Origin of the sequence: Yoonia maritima (assembly GCF_003003285.1) — a bacterium.
GTDB lineage: Bacteria > Pseudomonadota > Alphaproteobacteria > Rhodobacterales > Rhodobacteraceae > Yoonia > Yoonia maritima.
This window is the reverse complement of sequence record NZ_PVTP01000007.1, coordinates 40,850-61,739: the sequence shown is the minus strand read 5'-3', so window position 1 is coordinate 61,739 and position 20,890 is coordinate 40,850. Positions and strand designations below refer to the sequence as shown.

At 53.8% G+C, this 20,890-nt stretch carries 18 protein-coding genes; 9 read left to right on the top strand and 9 right to left on the bottom strand.

The genetic code is table 11. The annotated features are described in order from the left end of the window. Positions 1-8: 8 nt before the first annotated feature. The 3 genes from CLV80_RS11370 to CLV80_RS11360 form a co-directional block, all read right to left on the bottom strand. Positions 9-1,481, bottom strand: a complete 1,473-nt coding sequence (locus CLV80_RS11370; protein ID WP_106358054.1) for an MFS transporter — start codon at positions 1,479-1,481, stop codon at positions 9-11. Positions 1,482-1,582: 101 nt separating this feature from the next. Next, a complete protein-coding gene (locus tag CLV80_RS11365; protein ID WP_106358053.1) occupies positions 1,583-2,011 on the bottom strand; it encodes a DUF1801 domain-containing protein in 429 nt (142 codons plus the stop codon). 31 nt (positions 2,012-2,042) lie between these two features. Continuing rightward, positions 2,043-3,704 carry an NAD+ synthase gene (locus CLV80_RS11360; RefSeq protein ID WP_106358052.1) on the bottom strand — a complete coding sequence of 554 codons (1,662 nt, stop codon included), beginning with the start codon at positions 3,702-3,704 and terminating at the stop codon, positions 2,043-2,045. A gap of 180 nt (positions 3,705-3,884) precedes the next feature. On the opposite strand from CLV80_RS11360, the gene CLV80_RS11355 reads away from it, so the two are divergent. Further along, complete coding sequence (locus tag CLV80_RS11355) at positions 3,885-5,264, top strand: MORN repeat-containing protein (RefSeq protein ID WP_106358169.1); 1,380 nt, start codon at positions 3,885-3,887, stop codon at positions 5,262-5,264. A gap of 61 nt (positions 5,265-5,325) precedes the next feature. Here CLV80_RS11355 and CLV80_RS11350 read toward each other — a convergent pair whose 3' ends face one another. Together CLV80_RS11350 and CLV80_RS11345 are read right to left on the bottom strand one after the other, a co-directional pair. Next, positions 5,326-6,852, bottom strand: a complete 1,527-nt coding sequence (locus CLV80_RS11350) for a cryptochrome/photolyase family protein (RefSeq protein WP_243394524.1) — start codon at positions 6,850-6,852, stop codon at positions 5,326-5,328. Then, a complete protein-coding gene (locus CLV80_RS11345) occupies positions 6,846-7,511 on the bottom strand; it encodes an SDR family NAD(P)-dependent oxidoreductase (protein WP_106358050.1) in 666 nt (221 codons plus the stop codon). Before CLV80_RS11345 ends, CLV80_RS11350 begins: the two co-directional genes overlap by 7 nt. Positions 7,512-7,785: 274 nt before the next feature. Here CLV80_RS11345 and CLV80_RS11340 point away from each other — a divergent pair, with 274 nt between their 5' ends. From CLV80_RS11340 to CLV80_RS11305, 8 genes are all read left to right on the top strand, one after another. Further along, positions 7,786-8,142, top strand: a complete 357-nt coding sequence (locus CLV80_RS11340; RefSeq protein ID WP_106358049.1) for a cupin domain-containing protein — start codon at positions 7,786-7,788, stop codon at positions 8,140-8,142. Positions 8,143-8,154: 12 nt separating this feature from the next. After that, positions 8,155-9,714: a 2-isopropylmalate synthase gene (locus CLV80_RS11335; protein ID WP_106358048.1), complete on the top strand. Its 1,560-nt coding sequence runs from the start codon at positions 8,155-8,157 to the stop codon at positions 9,712-9,714. 301 nt (positions 9,715-10,015) lie between these two features. Further along, the gene (locus CLV80_RS11330) at positions 10,016-11,053 is read left to right on the top strand and encodes a rod shape-determining protein (protein ID WP_045998371.1); all 1,038 of its coding nucleotides are present in this window, start codon (positions 10,016-10,018) and stop codon (positions 11,051-11,053) included. Positions 11,054-11,075: 22 nt separating this feature from the next. Then, the gene (gene mreC, locus CLV80_RS11325; RefSeq protein WP_106358047.1) at positions 11,076-11,999 is read left to right on the top strand and encodes a rod shape-determining protein MreC; all 924 of its coding nucleotides are present in this window, start codon (positions 11,076-11,078) and stop codon (positions 11,997-11,999) included. Continuing rightward, positions 11,992-12,558 (top strand): rod shape-determining protein MreD, encoded by a 567-nt coding sequence (locus CLV80_RS11320; RefSeq protein ID WP_106358046.1) that lies wholly within the window; start codon positions 11,992-11,994, stop codon positions 12,556-12,558. The genes mreC and CLV80_RS11320 overlap by 8 nt, the downstream gene beginning before the upstream one ends. Next, positions 12,555-14,495, top strand: a complete 1,941-nt coding sequence (gene mrdA / locus CLV80_RS11315; protein WP_106358045.1) for a penicillin-binding protein 2 — start codon at positions 12,555-12,557, stop codon at positions 14,493-14,495. The genes CLV80_RS11320 and mrdA overlap by 4 nt, the downstream gene beginning before the upstream one ends. Then, positions 14,492-15,631 carry a rod shape-determining protein RodA gene (rodA, locus tag CLV80_RS11310; RefSeq protein ID WP_106358044.1) on the top strand — a complete coding sequence of 380 codons (1,140 nt, stop codon included), beginning with the start codon at positions 14,492-14,494 and terminating at the stop codon, positions 15,629-15,631. Before mrdA ends, rodA begins: the two co-directional genes overlap by 4 nt. Then, on the top strand, positions 15,631-16,563 hold the full coding sequence (locus CLV80_RS11305; protein WP_106358043.1) for a 2-hydroxyacid dehydrogenase: 933 nt from the start codon (positions 15,631-15,633) through the stop codon (positions 16,561-16,563). Before rodA ends, CLV80_RS11305 begins: the two co-directional genes overlap by 1 nt. Before the next feature lie 7 nt (positions 16,564-16,570). On the opposite strand, the gene CLV80_RS11300 is transcribed toward CLV80_RS11305, so the two are convergent. The 4 genes from CLV80_RS11300 to CLV80_RS11285 form a co-directional block, all read right to left on the bottom strand. After that, a complete protein-coding gene (locus CLV80_RS11300; RefSeq protein ID WP_106358042.1) occupies positions 16,571-17,347 on the bottom strand; it encodes an SseB family protein in 777 nt (258 codons plus the stop codon). Between the two features lie 173 nt (positions 17,348-17,520). After that, positions 17,521-18,654, bottom strand: coding sequence for an ABC transporter ATP-binding protein (locus CLV80_RS11295; protein ID WP_106358041.1), 1,134 nt, complete (start codon positions 18,652-18,654; stop codon positions 17,521-17,523). Positions 18,655-18,752: 98 nt separating this feature from the next. Further along, positions 18,753-19,970, bottom strand: coding sequence for an ABC transporter substrate-binding protein (locus CLV80_RS11290; RefSeq protein ID WP_106358040.1), 1,218 nt, complete (start codon positions 19,968-19,970; stop codon positions 18,753-18,755). Positions 19,971-20,008: 38 nt separating this feature from the next. Beyond that, positions 20,009-20,890, bottom strand: coding sequence for a carbohydrate ABC transporter permease (locus CLV80_RS11285; RefSeq protein ID WP_106358039.1), 882 nt, complete (start codon positions 20,888-20,890; stop codon positions 20,009-20,011).

Below are 20,890 nucleotides of genomic sequence, written 5' to 3'. Positions count from 1 at the left end.
CGCCCTTCTCATACTAGGTGCGGTTTGTCTACCGTTGGGGCGGCTTCGCCAAGATTTGGTACAGGTAAACGCCACACCCAAAGCGCCAGCAAGAAGAAAACCGTCGTCGAAAACATAATCGCAAGCGAGAACCCATGCGTGTAAACCGCTGCCGGATCCACCGCACCGGGTAATTCGCGCTGCACCGTGGCAAAGAACAACTCGCCCATGACGGCCAGCCCAAGCGCGCCGCCAACTTGGACAAATGCCTGCATCGCACCTGAGGCAGACCCAGTATCTTGGCCGTCAACATGCGATAGAACCGTCTGAAACAGCGGCGAAACCGCTGTCCCCAGGCCAATACCCGCAATAATCAACGCAGGTGTCAACGCGATACGCGACAGTTCCTCACCCGCGCCTGGGATCAAAAACTGAAGTGCGGTCATCCCGCTCCCCATCATCAAGGCTCCGGCGCAAACGCGTTCGCGGGGGAAGCGTACGCCAAGTTTACCCGAGATAAACGAGGCAATCAGCACCCCAACAGAGAACGGAAGCGTGGTGATACCAGACTCCAGCGGGGTCAGGCCGTTCCCCACCTGCAGTAGCATTGCCAATGTCAAAAAGAACCCTGGCATCCCTGAAAACAACATCGTCGCAAAGCCAACACTTCGGACAAAGCCGGAATTCTCAAGCAGGCTCGCAGGGACCAATTGCGGGCGACCATTCGCAGCTTGATTTTTTTGCCAAGTCACAAAAGCATAGATGAGCGGTAGTGACGCGACCATCATAGCCCAACACCACCATGGCCAACCGACCTGACGCCCTTCGATCAAAGGGAAAAGGACAAGTAGCAGCGCCACAGCCGCAATCCCGATCCCGATAAAATCAAGCCGCAGCGCCTTATTTCCTTCTAAGGACGGCACAAACCGTAGAGTCGCGACAACCGCAACGATCCCGACTGGGATGTTCACTAGGAAAATGGGACGCCAATCAAGGCCCCACAGATCGACAGCAATCAACATTCCGCCAATCAGCGGCCCAGCGACCGACGCCAACCCAGCAGACAAGCCGAATAACGCAAAAGCTAACCCGCGTTCACGCGGTGGAAATAGTGCCGGAACAATGGCCATCGTTTGCGGGATCATCATCGCCCCACCGATCCCTTGAATGACACGCGCCCCAACTAAGGTCCCGATGCTAGGTGCCATCCCACATAGCGTCGATCCAACCGTGAACACACATACCCCTGACAAAAACATGCGCCGCCGGCCAACAACATCGCCAAGCCGACCCATTGGTAACAGAAGCAATGCAAAGGTTAGAATATAGACTGCAACGACCCATTCGATCTGGCTATCAGTTGCATCAAACGCGTGTTGCATACTGGGAAGGGCGACATTGACGATGCTCACGTCTAGAAGGTTGATAAAGTTGGCCATCAACAAAGCAGCCATCGCGACCCAACGGCCAGGAAGCAATGCGGGTTCGTCTGGTGCAGTCATTTGGGAATACCTAAGGCTAAATGAAAATCGGCGCTGCAGTGCAGCGCCACGGCTAAGACTTAATCCTTCAACACGTTATGTCTACGGCAAAATAGGCGTGTTCACTCGGCCGTGATGGGCCAACGTCTGCCTAAATCATCAAGCCCCGCTTGGATAAGTTCGGCAAGCACGTCGATATCAACATCCGACAGTTTATTGATATACAGGCATGACTTGCCCAATTTGTGTTTACCCAAACGCCCTAAGATTACGCTAAAATCTGTGTATCCCGGCATGATATAGATAACCAAATTTGCTTTGCGCGGGCTAAATCCCGTTGCCAGAAAATCGCCTCCGCGTCCGCTGTCATAGGTGTAGTGATACTGCCCATACCCAATAATAGACGGCCCCCACATTCGTGGTTCCCAGCCCGTGATCTTTTGGAACAACGCGTTGAGCGTGACCGCATCATCGTGCCTGCGCTGCGGTTCCACCTTCGCGATGAATTCAGAAACAGCCTGTGCCGTGGGTTGGGTTTTGTTTTCAGCCATAGTTCAGCTTAACCCAGCCCACCCGTGTTTGTCAGGTATTGTCGCGCCAACGGTTCACGATCGGATAACGGCGATCGAGCCAGAACGCACGGTTCGACAAACGCGGCCCCGGTGCGGACTGGAAGCGTTTATATTCACTGATGTAAATCAGGTGCTCTACGCGTTTGACCGTTTCGCGATCATAGCCTGCTGCAATGCAATCCGCGACAGAAGCTTCCTCATCGACGAGCATCGTTAGGATACCATCCAGAATGTCGTAAGGCGGCAAGCTGTCTTCGTCTTTTTGATCAGGACGCAGCTCAGCCGATGGCGGCTTATCGATGATCGCAACAGGGATCACTTCGCCCTCTGGGCCTTTCATCCAATCGCGGTGGTTTGCGTTCCGCCAGCGGCATGTTTCAAAGACGCGCGTTTTATACATGTCTTTGATCGGGTTATACCCGCCCGCCATATCGCCATAGATCGTGGCATAACCAACTGCGACCTCGGATTTGTTGCCCGTTGTCAAAAGCATCTCGCCAAACTTGTTTGACTGCGCCATCAACAGCAGGCCACGAATACGAGACTGAATGTTTTCTTCAGTCAGATCGGCAGGCATATCACCAAACAACGGCGCCAAGGCCTCGGTCACTGCGGCGCGTGGTCCAGCTATATTGACGATGTCGTATTTTACACCCAGCGCATCTGCGGCCTTCGCCGCATCATCTAACGACCCTTGCGACGTGTATTCCGAAGGCAGCATCACACAGCGCACATTTTCTGGGCCCAGCGCATCGGTCGCAATCGCGGCGACAATCGCGCTATCGATTCCGCCAGAGAGGCCTAACAGAACCTTCTTGAAACCGGTCTTGCGCATATAGTCACGCAAACCGATGACCATCACCTGATAATCTTGAGCGATGTCGTCGGGCAACGTCGCCATTTCACCCGGTAACGCTTCCCACCCGTCATCAGTCTGTTTGAAATCGACATGAGAAATCGCGCTTTGCAAAACAGGCATTTGCATGGCCAGCTTACCACCTCGGTTCAAAACGAACGATCCGCCGTCAAACACCTGATCATCCTGACCACCAACCATGTTGATGTAGACCAGTGGCACGTCATTTTCGACGACACGCGCGACCATATTGTTTAAGCGGATTGGGAACTTATTGCGAAAGTAAGGTGACCCATTAGGGACCACCAGAATTTCCGCCCCAGTTTCAACCATCGCCTCGGCGACATCAGGATACCATGCATCTTCGCAAATCGGGCTACCAAGGCGCGGACCATCTGAAACCACATAGGGGCCAGAAATATCATCACTCTTAAACAGGCGGACTTCGTCGAAAACATTAAAGTTCGGCAGGAAATGTTTCTTCATCCGCGCCACGACTTCACCGCCACGCAAGATAAAGTAGCAATTGTATAGACGGTCTTCATCAAACTGCGGGCCACCAATCGCAAGCGCCGGGCCATCGGCGCAATCAGCAGCAAGCGACATGATATGCGCCATCGCATCAGCAACAAACGCAGGCTTTTGAACCAAATCTTGCGTCTGATATCCGGTGATGAACATTTCAGGCAATGCGACCATGTCTGCACCTGCTTCACGGCCTGCCTCCCATGCATCGCGCGCAAGCTGCGCATTGCCGGACAGATCACCAACGGCGGGATTCAGCTGAGCCATCGTAAGGCGGAACATTTTCGTCATAGTTTTGTCCTAATTCACCGCAATTTATGTAGCAGAATGACGCGTATTAGAAAGACGGCTGCAAAACAATGCATGCATTGTGCAACCTTAACCGTTGTCAGGATGCAGCACCTTTCATAAGCTGCAGTGCGAGCAAGTGATCGGAGTACACGAATGAAGACGTTTGGATTACCAAAGACAATGGCGGTGGCCCTGCTTACAGTTGGGTTGGCGACTAGCGCACATGCGCAAACAGTCCAAACAAAGCAGTATGACGACGGTGGCGTCTATGAGGGTGAATTCCTTGATGGAAAGCAGCATGGTACGGGGACTTATCGTCTTCCTACAGGCTATGAATACACAGGCGAATGGGTCAACGGCGAAATCCGTGGCCAAGGGGTTGCACGCTTTGCGAATGGATCCGTCTATGAGGGCGAATTCGTTGCAGGCAAGCCAGAAGGCAAGGGTCGAATCACATTTGCAGATGGCGGGACATTCGAAGGTGACTGGGTGGATGGAAACATCACCGGCCAAGGGGTCTCAAATTACGCAAACGGCCTAACCTACGAAGGTGAATTCCGTAACGCGATGTACCACGGTACCGGCACCATGACGAGCGAAAGCGGTTATGTGTACACAGGCGAGTGGGTCAATGGCATCAAGGAAGGCCAAGGACGGATCACTTATCCTGATGGCGCCGTGTACGAAGGCTCTCTTGTTGCGGGCGAACGTGATGGCATCGGCACAATGACTATGGCAGATGGCGTTATCTACAGCGGCGCTTGGGTAGATGGCCAAATTCAAGGCCAAGGCAAGCTGACCCAAACAAACGGCGATGTTTACGACGCAAATTTCGTCGAAAGCAAACGCGAAGGCGAAGGAACCGTTACTTATGCGAACGGCGACGTGTACACAGGTATGTTCGCAAACGATCAACGTCACGGAACGGGAACCCTGCGCGGTGCGGACGGCTATGTTTATGTAGGTGACTGGGTCGAAGGCCAAATCGAAGGTAACGGCGAAGCCACCTATCCCGACGGATCAGTCTACGTTGGTAGCTTTGTCGACGATCTGGCCCATGGCACAGGAAAAATGACGTACCCAGACGGGTCGACCTATGAAGGTGACTGGGACAATGGCGTAATCAGCGGCTCTGGCGTTGCGACATTCATCAATGGTCTGGTTTACGAAGGTGAATTCCTGAATGCCAAAAACCACGGCCAAGGCAAGATGACGTATACCGATGGCTACACCTACGAAGGGCAATGGTCCGAAGGTCAGCGCAACGGTATGGGACGCGCTGCCTATGCTGACGGCACAATTTACATCGGCGAATTCTCAAACAACCAGCGCAATGGCAAAGGTGAGATCACCCTTCCCGATGGGTTTAACTTTGTCGGCGACTGGAGCGAAGGCATGATCAATGGTCAAGGTCTTGCAACCTATGCCAACGGCGACGTCTATGAAGGCGCATTTGTACGCGGTCGCCGCGAAGGCGAAGGCACGATGACATACGCAACCGGCCAAGAAAGCACGGGCATTTGGTCTGACGGCGCGTTGGTGTCCGCAACAACTGAATAATAGGGCGAAAGCCATGACAAAGCCGCGCCCTTGATAATCAAAGGCGCGGCTTTTTTGTTTGCTAGACAGGCTCTTGGGCATCCAAGCGCGATAGCCAATCTGCAGCGTCTGACAATATTGTCGCCTGTTTATCATCGTCAAAACGATCCCACACACGATAGATATTCCCCATTCGACCATTGCCGGAAAACCGATCACGATGGCGATGCAAAAAATCCCAGTACAAAATATTGAACGGGCAAGCCGTCGGCCCAGTCTTGTCTTGAACGCGGTAACTGCACGTTCCACAATAGTTGGACATCTTATGAATATAGTTGCCAGACGACACATAAGGCTTTGACGCGATGATCCCACCATCAGCAAATTGGCTCATCCCGATGACGTTCGGTGCCTCAACCCATTCAAAGGCGTCAGCATAGACCGCCAAATACCATTGGTGAACTTGTTCAGGGTCTAGTCCAGCCAATAGCGCGAAATTCCCTATAACCATAAGGCGTTGAATGTGATGTGCATAGGCTTCGTCGCGGGTCTGCCTTACGGATTGCGCGACGCAGTTCATCTTGGTCTGTGCGCCCCAAAACATCGCGGGCAAAGAACGGTCATGCCCCAGTGCATTCTGCGACGTATAATCTGGCCCCTCTAAGAAATAGATGCCACGCATGTATTCACGCCAGCCAATGATCTGCCGTATAAAACCCTCTGCCGCGTTCAAAGGTGCATCCCCAGCGCGATATGCCGACTCTACTTTTTGACAGACGGTAATCGGGTCTAACAAGCCGATGTTCATATAAAGCCCAATCACCGCGTGGTACAAAAATGGCTCATCCAAGAGCATCGCATCTTGGTAATCCCCGAAATGCGGCAACCCGAATTTAAGCCAATGATCTAAATGTTCATTTGCCTGCGCGGTGTCTGTTGCAAACCAAAATGGGTGTAGCGATCCAAAATTTTCACCAAACTGATCAGCAACTAATGCAATAACGTCAGTTACAACCGCGTCATGTGCAAACTGCAACGGGCCGGAATAGTGAACAGCACCGGGCGCGGGTTTACGATTTTCGTGGTCATAGTTCCACTTCCCGCCCGCTGGCTTTGCTCCATCCATCAAAAGCCCCGTTTTGCGCCGCATCTCTCGATAGAAATACTCCATCCGCAAGGCCTTGCGCCCATCGGCCCATGTTTCAAATTCAGCGTGGCTTGCCACAAACCGATCATCGGACAGGCAATGTGTCCGCAACGGCAGTACGACCAGTGCGTTGATTAGCCGCCATTCACCCGGCTCTGTATAGACAACGCCAGCTGCATCATACTCTGCCGCACGCCGGATAAGCTCGCCTGTGATCGAACCTGTGTTCTCTGGATCATCCAGCTGACTATATGCAACACGCCATCCGTCTTGCCGTAGCTGTTCCGCAAATTTACGCATAGCGGCCAAAACGAGCACGATCTTTTTGGGGTGGTGTGGAACATAGCTCGCTTCGCCCATTACCTCTGCCATGACGACAATATCGGTCTTTTTGTCTGCTTTGCGTAACGCGGATAACTGCGGCGACAGTTGATCACCAAGGACAAGAACAATCCTCACCACGGCACCTCATTACCAGAATAATCGTAGAACCCACCAGTCTGCTGCGGCAATAGCCCATCAACCACGTGCATCAGATCTGTGGCGGCCTTGATCGCCGAAACTGTTTTGTGTCGCGCCGCATAGTTTTCGGTAAATGCCGTACGCACGGTTCCCGGATGAAGCGCGACGCAAATTGATGCAGGGTGGGTGCGCTTTAGTTCAATCGCGGCACCTCGAAGGATTTGGTTCAGCGCAGCCTTGGATGCACGATAAGAATGCCATCCGCCAATCTCATTATCACCGATTGACCCAACACGCGCGGACAACACGGCAACGACCGCACGCGTATCGCGCTGTAACAACCGTGGCAAATGACGCGCAACAATCGCAGGACCAACCGCATTCACAGCAAACACACGCGCCATGGCAGAATGATCCATCGCAGAAAGACTTTTCTCAGGCGCTTGACCGGGCGGTGCCAGTATCCCCAGCGCAACAACAATAAGATCATAACGGTCAGTGATCTGATCCAACATTGCATCTGCGCGATCAGGCTGCTCCACGTCAAATCCGTCTACGGATCGCGACAACGCTGTGACCGACACTCTGCGCGCTTCTAACGCATCCGCAAGCGCCCCACCAATACCGCCCGAGGCACCAATTATTAAAGCATTTTCCATGCTGATGAGTTAGCGCGACCAATCATTTCGACCAGTATTCGCTGATGACTTCGTTGCAATCTGGCTTTTTTGCTTTTCAACGTCGAAATCCCGCGTATAAATACCGCCATGTTCAACGCCCAACATATCACAAACCCGCAGCGCCTTCCGGCGCCGTTTGCGCGTGGCCTTGACCTACTCCTAACTCGCCTCTGAGCACGGCCTTGTTTGGCGCGCGTGCTCAGAGGAGTTGAGATACAGCGCTGAAAACACCCCATCAGAGTTAGGAAAAACCATGCAAGCCATTAATATTGCGCAAAAGCTATCGCTTTTTGACACCCACTGGGATCCCAAGGTGGTCGCCAGCTATAACAATAACGACGTGATGGTCGTTAAGTTTCAAGGCGAATTCCCCTACCACAAGCACGACAACACCGACGATTTCTTTCTTGTTATCGAGGGTCAGGTCACAATGGACCTTGAAGGCGCGGAAAGTGTGACTTTTAACGCCGGTGAGCTTTTCATCGTACCCAAAGGTGTCGTACATCGCCCTCGTGCAGATCAAGAAGCCAAAGTGCTGTTGATCGAACCGCAAGGTGAACCAAATTCCGGCGACGCGGATCGACCCGCCGCCCCCAAAGACCATATTTGAAGGAATGATCAGATGACCAAAGATAGAGTTCTGATTTTTGATACCACCCTGCGCGACGGCGAACAGTCACCGGGCGCGACAATGACACATGCGGAAAAGCTGGAAATTGCTGAACTGCTGGACGAAATGGGCGTCGATATTATCGAAGCTGGATTTCCGATCGCCTCTGAAGGTGATTTTAAGGCCGTCAGTGAAATCGCCCGTCTGGCAAAAACGTCGACGATCTGTGGACTGGCCCGCGCAAACTATAAAGATATCGACCGCTGCTGGGAGGCCGTGAAGCACGCGAAATCTCCGCGCATCCATACATTCATCGGCACGTCGCCACTGCACCGCGCCATTCCGAACCTGAACATGGATGAAATGGCCGAACGTATCCACGACACGGTCACCCATGCCCGCAACCTGTGTGACAACGTGCAATGGTCCCCAATGGACGCGACCCGCACAGAATGGGATTACCTGTGCCGCGTCGTAGAAATCGCGATCAAGGCCGGTGCCACGACGATCAATATCCCCGATACGGTCGGTTACACAGCGCCCGTTGAAAGCGCCGAGCTGATCCGCAACCTGATCGCAACCGTTCCCGGTGCCGATGAGGTGATTTTTGCAACGCACTGCCATAACGATCTGGGCATGGCGACTGCGAACTCTTTGGCTGCTGTCGAAGGCGGCGCGCGTCAGATCGAGTGTACCATCAACGGTCTGGGCGAGCGTGCCGGTAACACAGCGCTGGAAGAGGTCGTCATGGCCCTTAAGGTGCGAGGCGACATCATGCCCTATGAAACCGGGATCGACACGACCAAGATCATGAACATCTCACGCCGCGTTGCCGCTGTGTCTGGTTTCGCGGTACAGTTCAACAAAGCCATTGTTGGCAAGAACGCCTTTGCACACGAAAGCGGCATCCACCAAGACGGCATGCTGAAGAACGCTGAAACGTTCGAAATTATGCGTCCGGCTGATGTGGGCCTGTCTGGTACCTCACTGCCTCTGGGCAAACACTCTGGCCGTGCTGCGTTGCGCGCAAAACTGAATGAACTGGGTTTTGATGATCTGGCCGACAATCAGCTGAAAGATGTCTTTGTCCGTTTCAAAGATTTGGCTGACCGCAAGAAGGAAGTCTTTGACGACGACCTGCTGGCACTGATGCACCAAAACAGTGGCGACGAAGACCGCCTTAAGCTGAAATCGCTGCGCGTTGTTTGCGGCACCGAAGGTCCGCAAACCGCCGACATGGTGATGGAGATCGACGGTACTGACGTTAAAACATCAGCCACGGGTGACGGCCCTGTTGATGCAACGTTCAACGCGGTCAAGGCGCTGTTCCCGCACGGTGCCCGTTTGCAGCTGTACCAAGTACAAGCGGTCACTGAAGGCACTGACGCACAGGCAACGGTATCTGTACGCATGGAAGAAGAAGGTCGCATCGCGACTGGTCAGTCCGCAGACACCGACACAGTCGTCGCCAGCGCCAAGGCCTACATCAACGCGCTGAACCGCCTGCTGGTTCGCCGTGAACAGTCCGAGCCCGGGTACGATGTAAAGGGTGTCAGCTACAAAGACCGCTAAGGTCATATCGACTCGAATATTGCGGGCGGCCTAATCATGTGGGTCGTCCGCTCTCGTTTGTGTGAAGACGCCGATTTGCGTCTTGTTGCGCACTCACCACCACATAAGTTGTAAAAGTGATATAATTTCGTTTAATTTCGGGATTATACAGCAAAAAATATCTTAAAAGTTAAATTTGCGAAATGCCGCTTGGTTCGTTGAATGAAGGGCTTCTATCCCTGTTCATGCCGCCGTATAACTATCAGCAATGGGCGTCACGGGACGGCGCGGTAAAAACACAATCAGAACGGAAGACCACGAAATGGCAGGCTTCGGCGGATTATTTTCTTCAGACATCGCGATCGACTTGGGGACCGCGAACACGCTGGTCTACGTCAAAGGCAAGGGCATCGTTCTGTCAGAACCTTCGGTTGTCGCCTATCACGTCAAAGACGGCGTGAAGAAGGTCCTAGCTGTCGGTGAAGACGCAAAACTCATGCTTGGCCGGACCCCTGGCAGCATCGAAGCCATCCGTCCAATGCGCGATGGTGTGATCGCTGACTTTGATACTGCGGAAGAAATGATCAAACACTTCATTCGCAAGGTTCACCGCCGTTCGACATTTTCAAAGCCCAAGATCATCGTCTGCGTCCCGCATGGCGCAACACCTGTCGAAAAGCGTGCGATCCGCCAATCGGTGCTTTCTGCTGGCGCGCGTCGCGCTGGCCTTATCGCCGAACCGATTGCTGCGGCGATTGGTGCCGGCATGCCGATTACAGACCCGACAGGTAACATGGTCGTCGACATCGGTGGTGGTACGACCGAGGTTGCGGTTCTGTCATTGGGTGACATCGTGTACGCCCGTTCCGTACGCGTCGGTGGTGACCGCATGGACGAGGCGATCATCAACTATCTACGCCGTCAGCATAACCTGTTGATCGGTGAAGCAACTGCAGAACGCATCAAGACATCTATCGGCACCGCACGTATGCCCGATGATGGCCGTGGCCAGTCGATGCATATCCGTGGACGCGACCTGTTGAACGGTGTCCCAAAGGAAACTGAAATCAGCCAAGCCCAAGTCGCCGAAGCGCTCGCAGAGCCTGTGCAGCAAATTTGCGAAGCAGTAATGACCGCATTGGAAGCAACTCCACCGGATCTTGCTGCGGACATCGTTGATCGCGGTGTCATGCTAACAGGTGGCGGCGCGCTGTTGGGTCAGCTTGATCTGGCGCTGCGCGAACAAACTGGCCTTGCGATTTCGGTTGCCGATGAATCGCTGAACTGCGTGGCATTGGGTACTGGCCGCGCGCTTGAGTATGAAAAACAGCTGCGGCACGTGATCGACTACGACAGCTAAGTCAGACCGGGGATAATTGCCCTTGGCAAGAGACAAGAACACCGAAGACTTTGTTACCCCGATCCGCAGATTGCTGGTTGGGGTACTTCTGCTTGCGCTGTTTGGTTTGTTTCTTGTCTGGCGGATCGACAGCCCTCGAGTAGAACGGTTTCGGGCCGCCGCGATAGACAAAGTTGTTCCATCATTTGACTGGGCCATGGCCCCAATCAACGGCATTGTTGGGCTGGTAACAGATTTCCAAAGCTATCAGCAGCTTTCGGCACAGAACCAAGATCTACGGCGCGAGCTTCAGCAAATGAAAGCCTGGAAAGAAGCCGCGCTTCAGCTTGAACAAGAAAACGCAAAGCTGCTGGATCTGAACAACGTGAGCCTTGATCCGCAGCTGACCTATGTCACTGGCGTGGTTATCGCTGACAGCGGGTCACCCTTTCGTCAGTCTGTTCTGGTGAACGTCGGTGCCCGTGACGGCATCATCGACGGCTGGCCCACGATGGACGGTATCGGTTTAGTGGGCCGCATTGCGGGCGTCGGTCAGGAAACCAGCCGCGTGATGCTTTTGACTGACACATCCAGCCGTATTCCCGTAACGATCCAACCATCCGGCCAAAAGGCTATCTTAGCAGGAGACAACACGCTGAACCCACCATTGGAATTTCTTGAAGACACCGCACTTGTCCGCCCCGGTGACCGCGTCGTGTCCTCTGGTGATGGCGGCGTGTTTCCTGCTGATCTGTTGGTTGGACAAGTAGCGCTTGGCACTGACCAACGCCTGCGCGTTAGACTGTCGGCGGACTACCAGCGGTTAGAATTTCTGCGTGTCCTGCGCGCGCAACCCCATGAAACCATCAACGATCCGGGTGGGTTGCTTACACCCGAGGCCGAGTTTTATGGCCCGGCCGCGTTGCCAGCATCACCGCTTCCCCCTGTGGTATCTAGCGATGGCTAGCCCAGCAGACAACCAAGTATGGATCAAGCGTGGCGCATTTGTGTTCATCGCATTTGTCATCATGGTCTTTCAGCTGGTTCCACAAAGCATGGAACCCCGCGTGATCAGTTTTGGAACATGGCATCTTCGCATGGTATCACCTGACATCTGCCTTGCCGTGACATTGGCCTGGGTTGCGCGCCGCCCCAAATATACGCCTGTCTGGATCATCGCAGCGACCTTTTTGATGGGCGATCTGATCTTTCAACGCCCGCCCGGGCTATGGGCGGGGATCGTCATTATATTGACCGAACAGCTACGCAAACGCAGTCGTGAATTCCGATCAATGCCATTTTTGGCAGAGTGGGGTAGCGTCGCAATCGGCATCATCGCCATTACAATTGCAAATCGCTTTATCCTCCTACTTCTCGCTGTTGATGTGGCACCATTCGGCATGATTTTACTTCAACTGATTTTGACAATTGCGATCTATCCTTTGGTCGTCGTGATCATGCATTATGTTTTCGGTATCACCCGCGTCACACCCGGTGAAACCGGAAGCAGAGGACAGCGCGTATGAAACGACCACCCAAAGATGTTATCGAAAGCACGCGCACCATCAGCCGCCGTGCGTTGGTTGTGGGTACGTCACAAATCGCGATCATGGCGGTGCTTGGTTGGCGCATGCAATCAATGCAGGTCGAACACGCCGACGAATTTCGTCTGCTTGCCGAAGAAAACCGCATCAACATTCGGCTGCTTCCTCCATCCCGTGGATTGATCTTTGATCGGAACGGCGAGGCCATCGCCGACAATGAACAAAACTACCGCGTTGTTATGGTCCGCGAAGACGCTGGTGACGTTGGCGAAGTCCTGTCGAAACTGACGCAAATCGTCGATATCGCGCCAGAACAACTGACCCGTGCGATGGAAGAAATGCAGCGCCGGTCGCCGTTTGTACCCGTGACCATCGCTGAACGCCTGACATGGGACGATGTTGCCAAGATCAACCTGAACACCCCGGCCCTGCCCGGCATTCAGGCCGAAGTCGGCCAAAGCCGCGTTTACCCTTGGGGTGCCGACCTTGCCCATGTTGTTGGCTACGTTGGCCCAGTGAGTGACTATGACCTCAGCCGGATCGACGATCAAGACCCGCTTTTGCAAATTCCGAAATTCCAGATCGGCAAGTCAGGCGCTGAAAACAAGCTCGAACATACCCTGCGTGGCAGCGCTGGCCACCGCCGGATCGAGGTCAACGCAGTTGGTCGTGTGATGCGTGAACTTGATCGCCAAGAAGGTGACGCAGGCAAAGACGTTCAACTGACAATCGACAACCGGCTGCAAACTTACGCGCAAGCCCGGTTGGATGGAGAATCTGCCGGTGTCGTCGTCATTGACCTTGAACACGGCGATTTACGCGCGATTGCCTCTGCGCCGTCGTTCGACCCAAATCTATTCGTGCGCGGTATTTCAGTCAAAGATTGGACCGGTCTGAACGAGGATAAATATCGTCCACTGGCTGCCAAAGCTGTGCAAGGCACCTACCCGCCTGGATCGACCTTTAAAATGGTCACGGCACTGGCCGCTATGGAAGACGGCGTTATTAGCGCTGACGAAACCGTTTATTGCCCCGGTTACACCGATGTTTACGGCATCCGCTTTCACTGCTGGAAATCCGGCGGGCACGGCAACATCAATCTACATGACAGCCTCAAGCAAAGTTGTGACTGCTATTATTACGAAATCGCCCAGCGCGTTGGTATCGACAAAATGGCGGCGATGGCGCGCAAGCTTGGTCTAGGGATTAAACATGACCTGCCGTTGTCAGCCGTGGCTTCAGGGCTTGCCCCTGACAAAGAATGGAAATCATCGGTGCGCGGCGAAGACTGGCGGATTGGTGACACGGTCAACGCATCCATCGGTCAGGGTTATGTGCTTGCGTCGCCGCTACAACTCGCCGTTATGACAGCACGGATCGCGACAGGACATGAAATCACCCCTCGGCTAGTGCGGTTGATTGATGGCGTCGAACAGCCCAGCGGGCGCGGAGAGAGCCTTGGGTTGAACGAAAATACGCTGCGCCGCATTCGTGCGTCAATGAACGATGTTTGTAATAATAGGCGTGGTACTGGCTACGGTTCGCGTATTTTGACCGAAGGCTATAAAATGGCTGGCAAAAGCGGGACCAGTCAGGTCAGACGTATTACACCAGAAGAACGTGCCGCCGGGGTGACCCGCAACGAAGACCTGCCGTGGGAACGCCGGGACCACGCCCTATTCGTTAGCTACGCGCCTCTTGATAATCCGCGCTATGCTGTCGCTGTCATCGTTGAACATGGCGGCGGGGGTTCGAGTGCCGCAGCGCCGATTGCACGCGATGTCATTTTGCAGGCCCAATACGGCGGTGCGCCACCGCTGGACGCTTATCCGGCCAATGTCCGCGACAAAATTGCCGAACAGCAGCGCCGGATCGAAACGCGTATCCCGATGGGCGCAAAGGCGCAAAGCCGCGCATGAGTTATCTTGAACATAACACCAAACATGTCCCTACGGGGCTGCGCAAAATCTGGTACATTAACTGGCCATTGGTCATGCTATTGTCCGCTGTCGCCTGCGCCGGATTTCTAATGCTGTATTCAGTTGCGGGTGGGTCCCCCACACCGTGGATGGAACCGCAGATGAAGCGCTTTGGACTTGGTATGTTTTTAATGTTCGCGATTGCCATGGTTCCGATTTGGTTTTGGCGAAACATGGCTTTTGTTGCTTATGGCGGGTCGCTCCTGCTGCTGCTCGGAGTGGAGCTTTTCGGCGAAGTACGCATGGGGGCGCAGCGTTGGATTGATCTTGGCTTTATGGTTTTGCAACCTTCCGAGGTCACAAAAATCACCGTAGTTATGTTTATCGCGGCCTATTACGATTGGCTACCAAACGAAAAAACATCACGCCCGCTGTGGGTGGCATTGCCTGTTATTTTTATCCTTGTCCCTACGATGCTTGTGCTCAAGCAGCCTGACCTTGGGACCGCGCTATTGCTTTTGATGGGCGGCGCGACCGTCATGTTTTTGGCTGGCGTTCACTGGGCCTATTTCGCGACGGTTGTCGGCGCGGGTGTCGCGGCGATTGTCGCGGTCTTCGAAAGCCGAGGCACCACTTGGCAGTTGATCAAAGACTACCAGTTCCGGCGCATTGATACGTTCATCGACCCGTCAAACGATCCACTTGGCGCGGGCTATCATATCACGCAGGCAAAGATCGCCCTTGGTTCAGGGGGCTGGACGGGGCGCGGGTTCATGCAAGGTACACAGTCACGCCTGAACTTTCTTCCCGAAAAACACACTGACTTTATCTTCACCACCTTGGCAGAAGAGTTCGGTTTTGTGGGGGCATCCACGCTCCTATTGCTCTATCTACTGATTGTGGTGTTTTGCATTGCCTCGGCAATCGGCAACAAAGACAGGTTTGCTGCGTTGCTGACGCTGGGCATCGCGATGACATTCTTTCTATTTTTTGCGGTAAACATGGCGATGGTCATGGGGCTTGCCCCCGTGGTTGGTGTGCCGCTTCCGCTCGTCAGCTATGGCGGCTCTGCCATGCTTGTTCTTCTTGTCGCCTTTGGCCTTGTCCAAAGCGCCCACGTCCATAGGCCACGCTAATGATCAATATCCTATTTACCGGCAATGATGCATCTTGGGATGAATACGAGCCGCATCTACAAGCCGCATTCGCATCCTTGCCATTCGATGTTCATTTGTCACGCGATATCCCAGCCGATCAGGTCGACTATATCGTCTTTGGTGGTGAGGCCCCGATCACGGATTTCGCACCTTTCACCCGCGCCAAACTGGTGCAGCGGCTTTGGGCCGGTGTCGAAGATATCGTTGGCAATGAAACCCTGACAATCCCATTGGCACGGATGGTTGGCGGTGGGCTGGATCAGGGGATGATCGAATGGGTCACAGGTCATGTGCTGCGGCATCATCTGGGGATGGATGACCATATCAACGGGCAGGATGGCGTTTGGCGCAATGACGTCACTCCGCCGCTTGCGCAGCACAGACCGGTTACAATTCTGGGATTGGGTGCCTTGGGTCAGGCCTGCGGCCAAGCGCTCGCGCAGTTGGGCTTTCCTGTCACCGGCTGGAGCCGCAGTCAGAAATCTGTCGAAGGGCTAACCTGTGTTTCTGGGCCAGACGGGTTTGAAACGGCACTGTCCAGCGCACAGATACTCATCTTACTGCTACCAAAGACGCCAGCCACTGAAAACACGCTTGATGAAAATGCAATTGCAAAGCTGCCCAAAGGCGCTGTCGTGATTAACCCCGGTCGTGGCGGATTGATTGATGATCAGGCACTGCTTGCGGCACTTGATCAGGGGCAGCTTTCGCACGCGACGCTAGACACATTCCGCGTAGAACCACTGCCGCCCGAAGATCCATTCTGGGCACATCCCAAAGTCACCGTAACCCCGCATATTGCATCGGCCACGCGCGCTGATCTAGCAGCAGAGGTCGTCGCAGAGAACATCGCCCGTGGTGAGGCTGGCAAACCATTCCAGCACCTCGTCGATCGAAGCGCAGGATATTAAACGAAAATCAGTGCAGCTTTGGTGGCTTATTTGGGTCCATACCGGGCGCACCCGGCACATACGGTTTTTCGATCTCTGGTAGATCAAAACGCAGCCCAACCTTGGCCAAATGACCAGCAATCGGATCAGAGGCACGTATAAACATGACGTCCATCATACCCGCTTCTATCCCTGAAAAGGTCAACACTTCGCTCGCGGCATTCGCAAGCGCCTGTTCTGCACCCGGCGTTGCGTCAACAAATGCTAGAACGTGGCCACTCGCACCGCCCTCATAAGTAGCGGCGGCAAGGTAGGCAAATTTTGCCATTCCAGCTGCAATCGCCAGCTTGCGATCCAATCCAGTCACGACGGCCTCTGGCAAACCAGCAGGCGCGTTGATTTCGGTCAGCCGCGCCTCTGTCTCGTCTGGCGCATGTGCAAGCGTCTGAACCAGCCAATCAACAGCCTCTGCCGGGATCAACATCGCAGACGGAGCAACCTCTAGGTTCAACGCCAATCCGATCCCCTGCCCGGCCAACATCTGCACCAATCCGCGCCCCGGAATGCCAGCATAAGGTGCGGCGCGACCTACAAACTTAGACAGTCGTTCTTCACGGTCGAAAACAAGCGCAAATCGCTGGTCTTCGATTTCAAACAATTCAGGTGTGACTTGATCGCCTTCAGCCTCTTCCCCCAACAACATGAACAGCTCTGTGTCGGCAAGCCGTTCGTAAAAACGCAGACGCGCAGCATCATCTTCGGGGGCCGCGTCCATTGCGGCGTGGGCGGTATCAAGGTCAGTCATTCAGCACTTCTTTCACTTGAGACCGGAACGCGGGCAGCAAAACAGTCTCGAACCATCGAATTTTCTTACAACACCCGGTATTGTGCCCAGACCGATGAGGCAAGGGAAACACGCGCGTTTCAACGTCGCAAGCCGCCACGCTGTGTCAGGACTTACGATGGTGTTGTACTGGCCTAGGTCTGTGCTGGAACGGTCATTGCCGACAGTTCGACAGAGCGTTCAAATGCGTTGCCATCAACATCGAACAAGTGACAGTCCGCCGCCGAAAATGACACTTGAATGTCTTGATCATCCTTGATGATCTGCGTCCCCGTTAGAACAAAGCAAAAATTTTCCTCGCGATCAGGCAATGCTGCGTAGCCTAGTGTTTGCTGACCTAGATGCTCAATAACGGTGGGCCTAATCGTCATAACCGCGTCACCCGGTCCGATCGCGATATGCTCTGGTCGAATGCCAAGCGTGACCTTGGTTCCGATCAATGCGGTACGTTGATCCGCTGGTACATCGACCGCAATTGTCAGTTTTTGACCGTTAAAATCAATCTCCGCGCCCGTATCGGATACCGCGACACATTTAACAGGCATAAAGTTCATGCGCGGATTGCCGATAAACCCAGCGACAAAAGTGTTCTGAGGTTTGTGATACAACTCAAGCGGGGCACCGACCTGCGCGATATAGCCCCCGTTCAACACAACAATCCGGTCGGCCATAGTCATGGCCTCGACCTGATCATGGGTCACGTAAACCATGGTCGCCCCAAGCTGCTTGTGCAGGCGGGTCAATTCAAGGCGCATATCCGCACGTAGTGCCGCGTCGAGGTTCGAAAGCGGTTCATCGAACAAAAATATCTCTGGCTCGCGTACAATCGCGCGCCCAATCGCAACACGTTGCCGCTGTCCCCCGGACAGGTTTCCGGGTTTTTGTTTCAAACGCGATTCAAGGTGCAAGATTGCTGCTGCTGCTTCAACCTTTTTACGAATTTCATCTTCAGGTGCGCGTTCGACCCTTAAGGGGAACGCAATATTTTCATAGACGGACATGTGCGGGTAAAGTGCGTAGGATTGAAACACCATCGCGATGCCGCGCTTAACCGGGGCAAGATCATTAACCCGCTTGCCATCAATAACGATGTCGCCATCTGTTGTGTGCTCAAGCCCGGCGATCATCCGTAACAGTGTCGACTTTCCACAGCCTGACGGGCCAACGAAGACCATAAATTCGCCTTCGTGCACGTCCAAAGACACCCCTTTTACGACCTCAAAGTCGCCAAAAGTCTTTACAACATTCTTGAGTGATAGTTGGCCCAAGGGGTTCTCCTAGTGTTTAGTCAATTCAGTTCATAACCGGGGTTCACCGGAAAAATGTAGTCCAGCCACCACATGACAGCGGCTGGACCACGGGGGACCTACTTATATTCTTCAAGATCTGCTGCCGCTTCGGCCAAGGCCGCTGCAGGTTCTTCGTCGCCAGTCACGACCGACTGGACCATTCCGATCATCACGTTTTGGAAACCTTTGTAATCGGTGAACAATGGCTCTGGTCCGCCAAACGCGATACCGTCGATAAATGGTTGCCAATACGGGCCATTCGCCAACATTTCATCCACTGCCGGACCGGGACGAAGCGGTGTCAGGCTGGCAGCACCGCCACCTTCATAGGCTTCTTGCACGACCGGCGAGGTGATGAATTTAGCGAACTCAATCGCCTTTTCTTCAACACCAGAGCCGTCAAAGATCGCCAAAGAATCTGTGATCAACAATGTACCGGGACCTTCGGCGCTTGGCCCAACCGGCAGGTCGGCTACGCCCCAGCTGATATCAGTTTCGGGCAGCATGAATGCGGCACCAACAGATGTTTGGATCATACCCACCGATCCATCAAGAAAGATCGCGCGAATTTCGTTCTGCTCGTAAGCGGTGGCACCTTCAACGGAATAGGGCACGATGTCTTTATAGGCCTGCAAAGCCGCCAGCACTTCTGGGCTATCCATGGTGATGTTGCCGTCTGCGTCGATGATTTGACCGTTGTTGGTGTACACCCAGTGCAAGAACTGGTGCATCGTATTGTCAAAAGTCTTGGCAGGCAGACCATAGCCAGCAACATCAGTGTTCTCTGTGATCTGCTTTGCAAAGGCAATGGTTTCTGCCCATGTCGCTGGCGGCGTTTCCGGGTCTAGACCAGCCGCTTCGAAGATGTCTTTGTTCCAGTAAAACGCCTTAGTGGAAAACGCGATTGGCACGCCCCACTGTGTGCCTTCAAAGGTCACCGTATCTACGATGTTGGGGTAGTATGATGCTTGTTCTTCTTCAGTCATTGGCACAGGAACGATCAGTTCGTTCAGTGCAAATTCCTTGAGCGTGCGTGACCCGACATAGGCCATCGCAACCGGGCTGCCAGCTGCGGCCAATGTGGTGGCTTTGTCTTGGCACTGCGCCCAACCGACGACTTCGGGTGTCACGGTCCAGCCTTCGTTCGCGGCTTCCCATTCGGCGATGTATTGTTCGTGGACTGGGTCAATTGAATCGCCGCAATAGATCCAGCTAATGTCTTCTGCCAGCGCAGGCAACGCAGTTGTCCCAGCAAGCAGTGCGCCCAAAAGCGCCTTATGTGTGAGGGTTGTCAATTTTAGTCTCCCGTTTTGTTGGTTAAAAAATGTTGTTATTATTGTTTGATCGCGCCAGCGGTCAGACCACCGACAAGATAGCGTTGTAGAAAGAAGATAATGACCATTGCGGGTGCGATCCCGACAAAGCTCGCGGCCATCAATTCGTTCCAGATAACTTCTTGTTTGCCAAAATAGGCAAATAGCCCCACCGGTAGCGGCATGAATTCGGTCTTCGAATTGAACGTCAAAGCAAAGATGAATTGCTGCGCATAGGCACCGATAAAGGTCATAATCGCGACAACGATGATCCCCGGCCGCGCGATCGGCAATATCACCCGGCGGAAGGTATAGAACTGTGACGCACCATCCATATAGGCCGCTTCGTTCAGTTCGATAGGGATACGCATCATGTATGTCCGCAGCAGCCAAATCGCCGACGGGATCAGAAAGGCAGCACCGGGGACAATCATCGCGAAATACGTGTTCAAAAGACCCAGCGTCCGCATCAACCGAAACAGCGGGATCAATAGCACCGCGCCAGAAAACATCGATACGGCCAGGAATGCAGCCAGAACCATCGCCATGCCTTTGAACTTGAACCGCGCAAAGGCGTATGCCGCAGGCACCACAAGGATCAGCACGATGATTGTCGCGATGGTTGAGATCAACAGCGAGTTAAAGATGTAGCGCCCAAAGCTAGGAACGCTCACCCACATTGTGCGATAAGCCTCGAATGAGCCGTTTTCGGGAAGAAATGAATAGGGCGATGAAAATAGCTGTGCCAGCGGTTTCAAACTGACAAGGAAACCTTCGATAAAAGGGGCTAACATAAAGAACAGAAATAACGCAATTCCCACATATATGCCGACCAGTTCAGCCCAACTGTAGCGATCGATCATCGCCCGTGTTTGGTCTTTTTTGAACAACTTCAGTGCCAT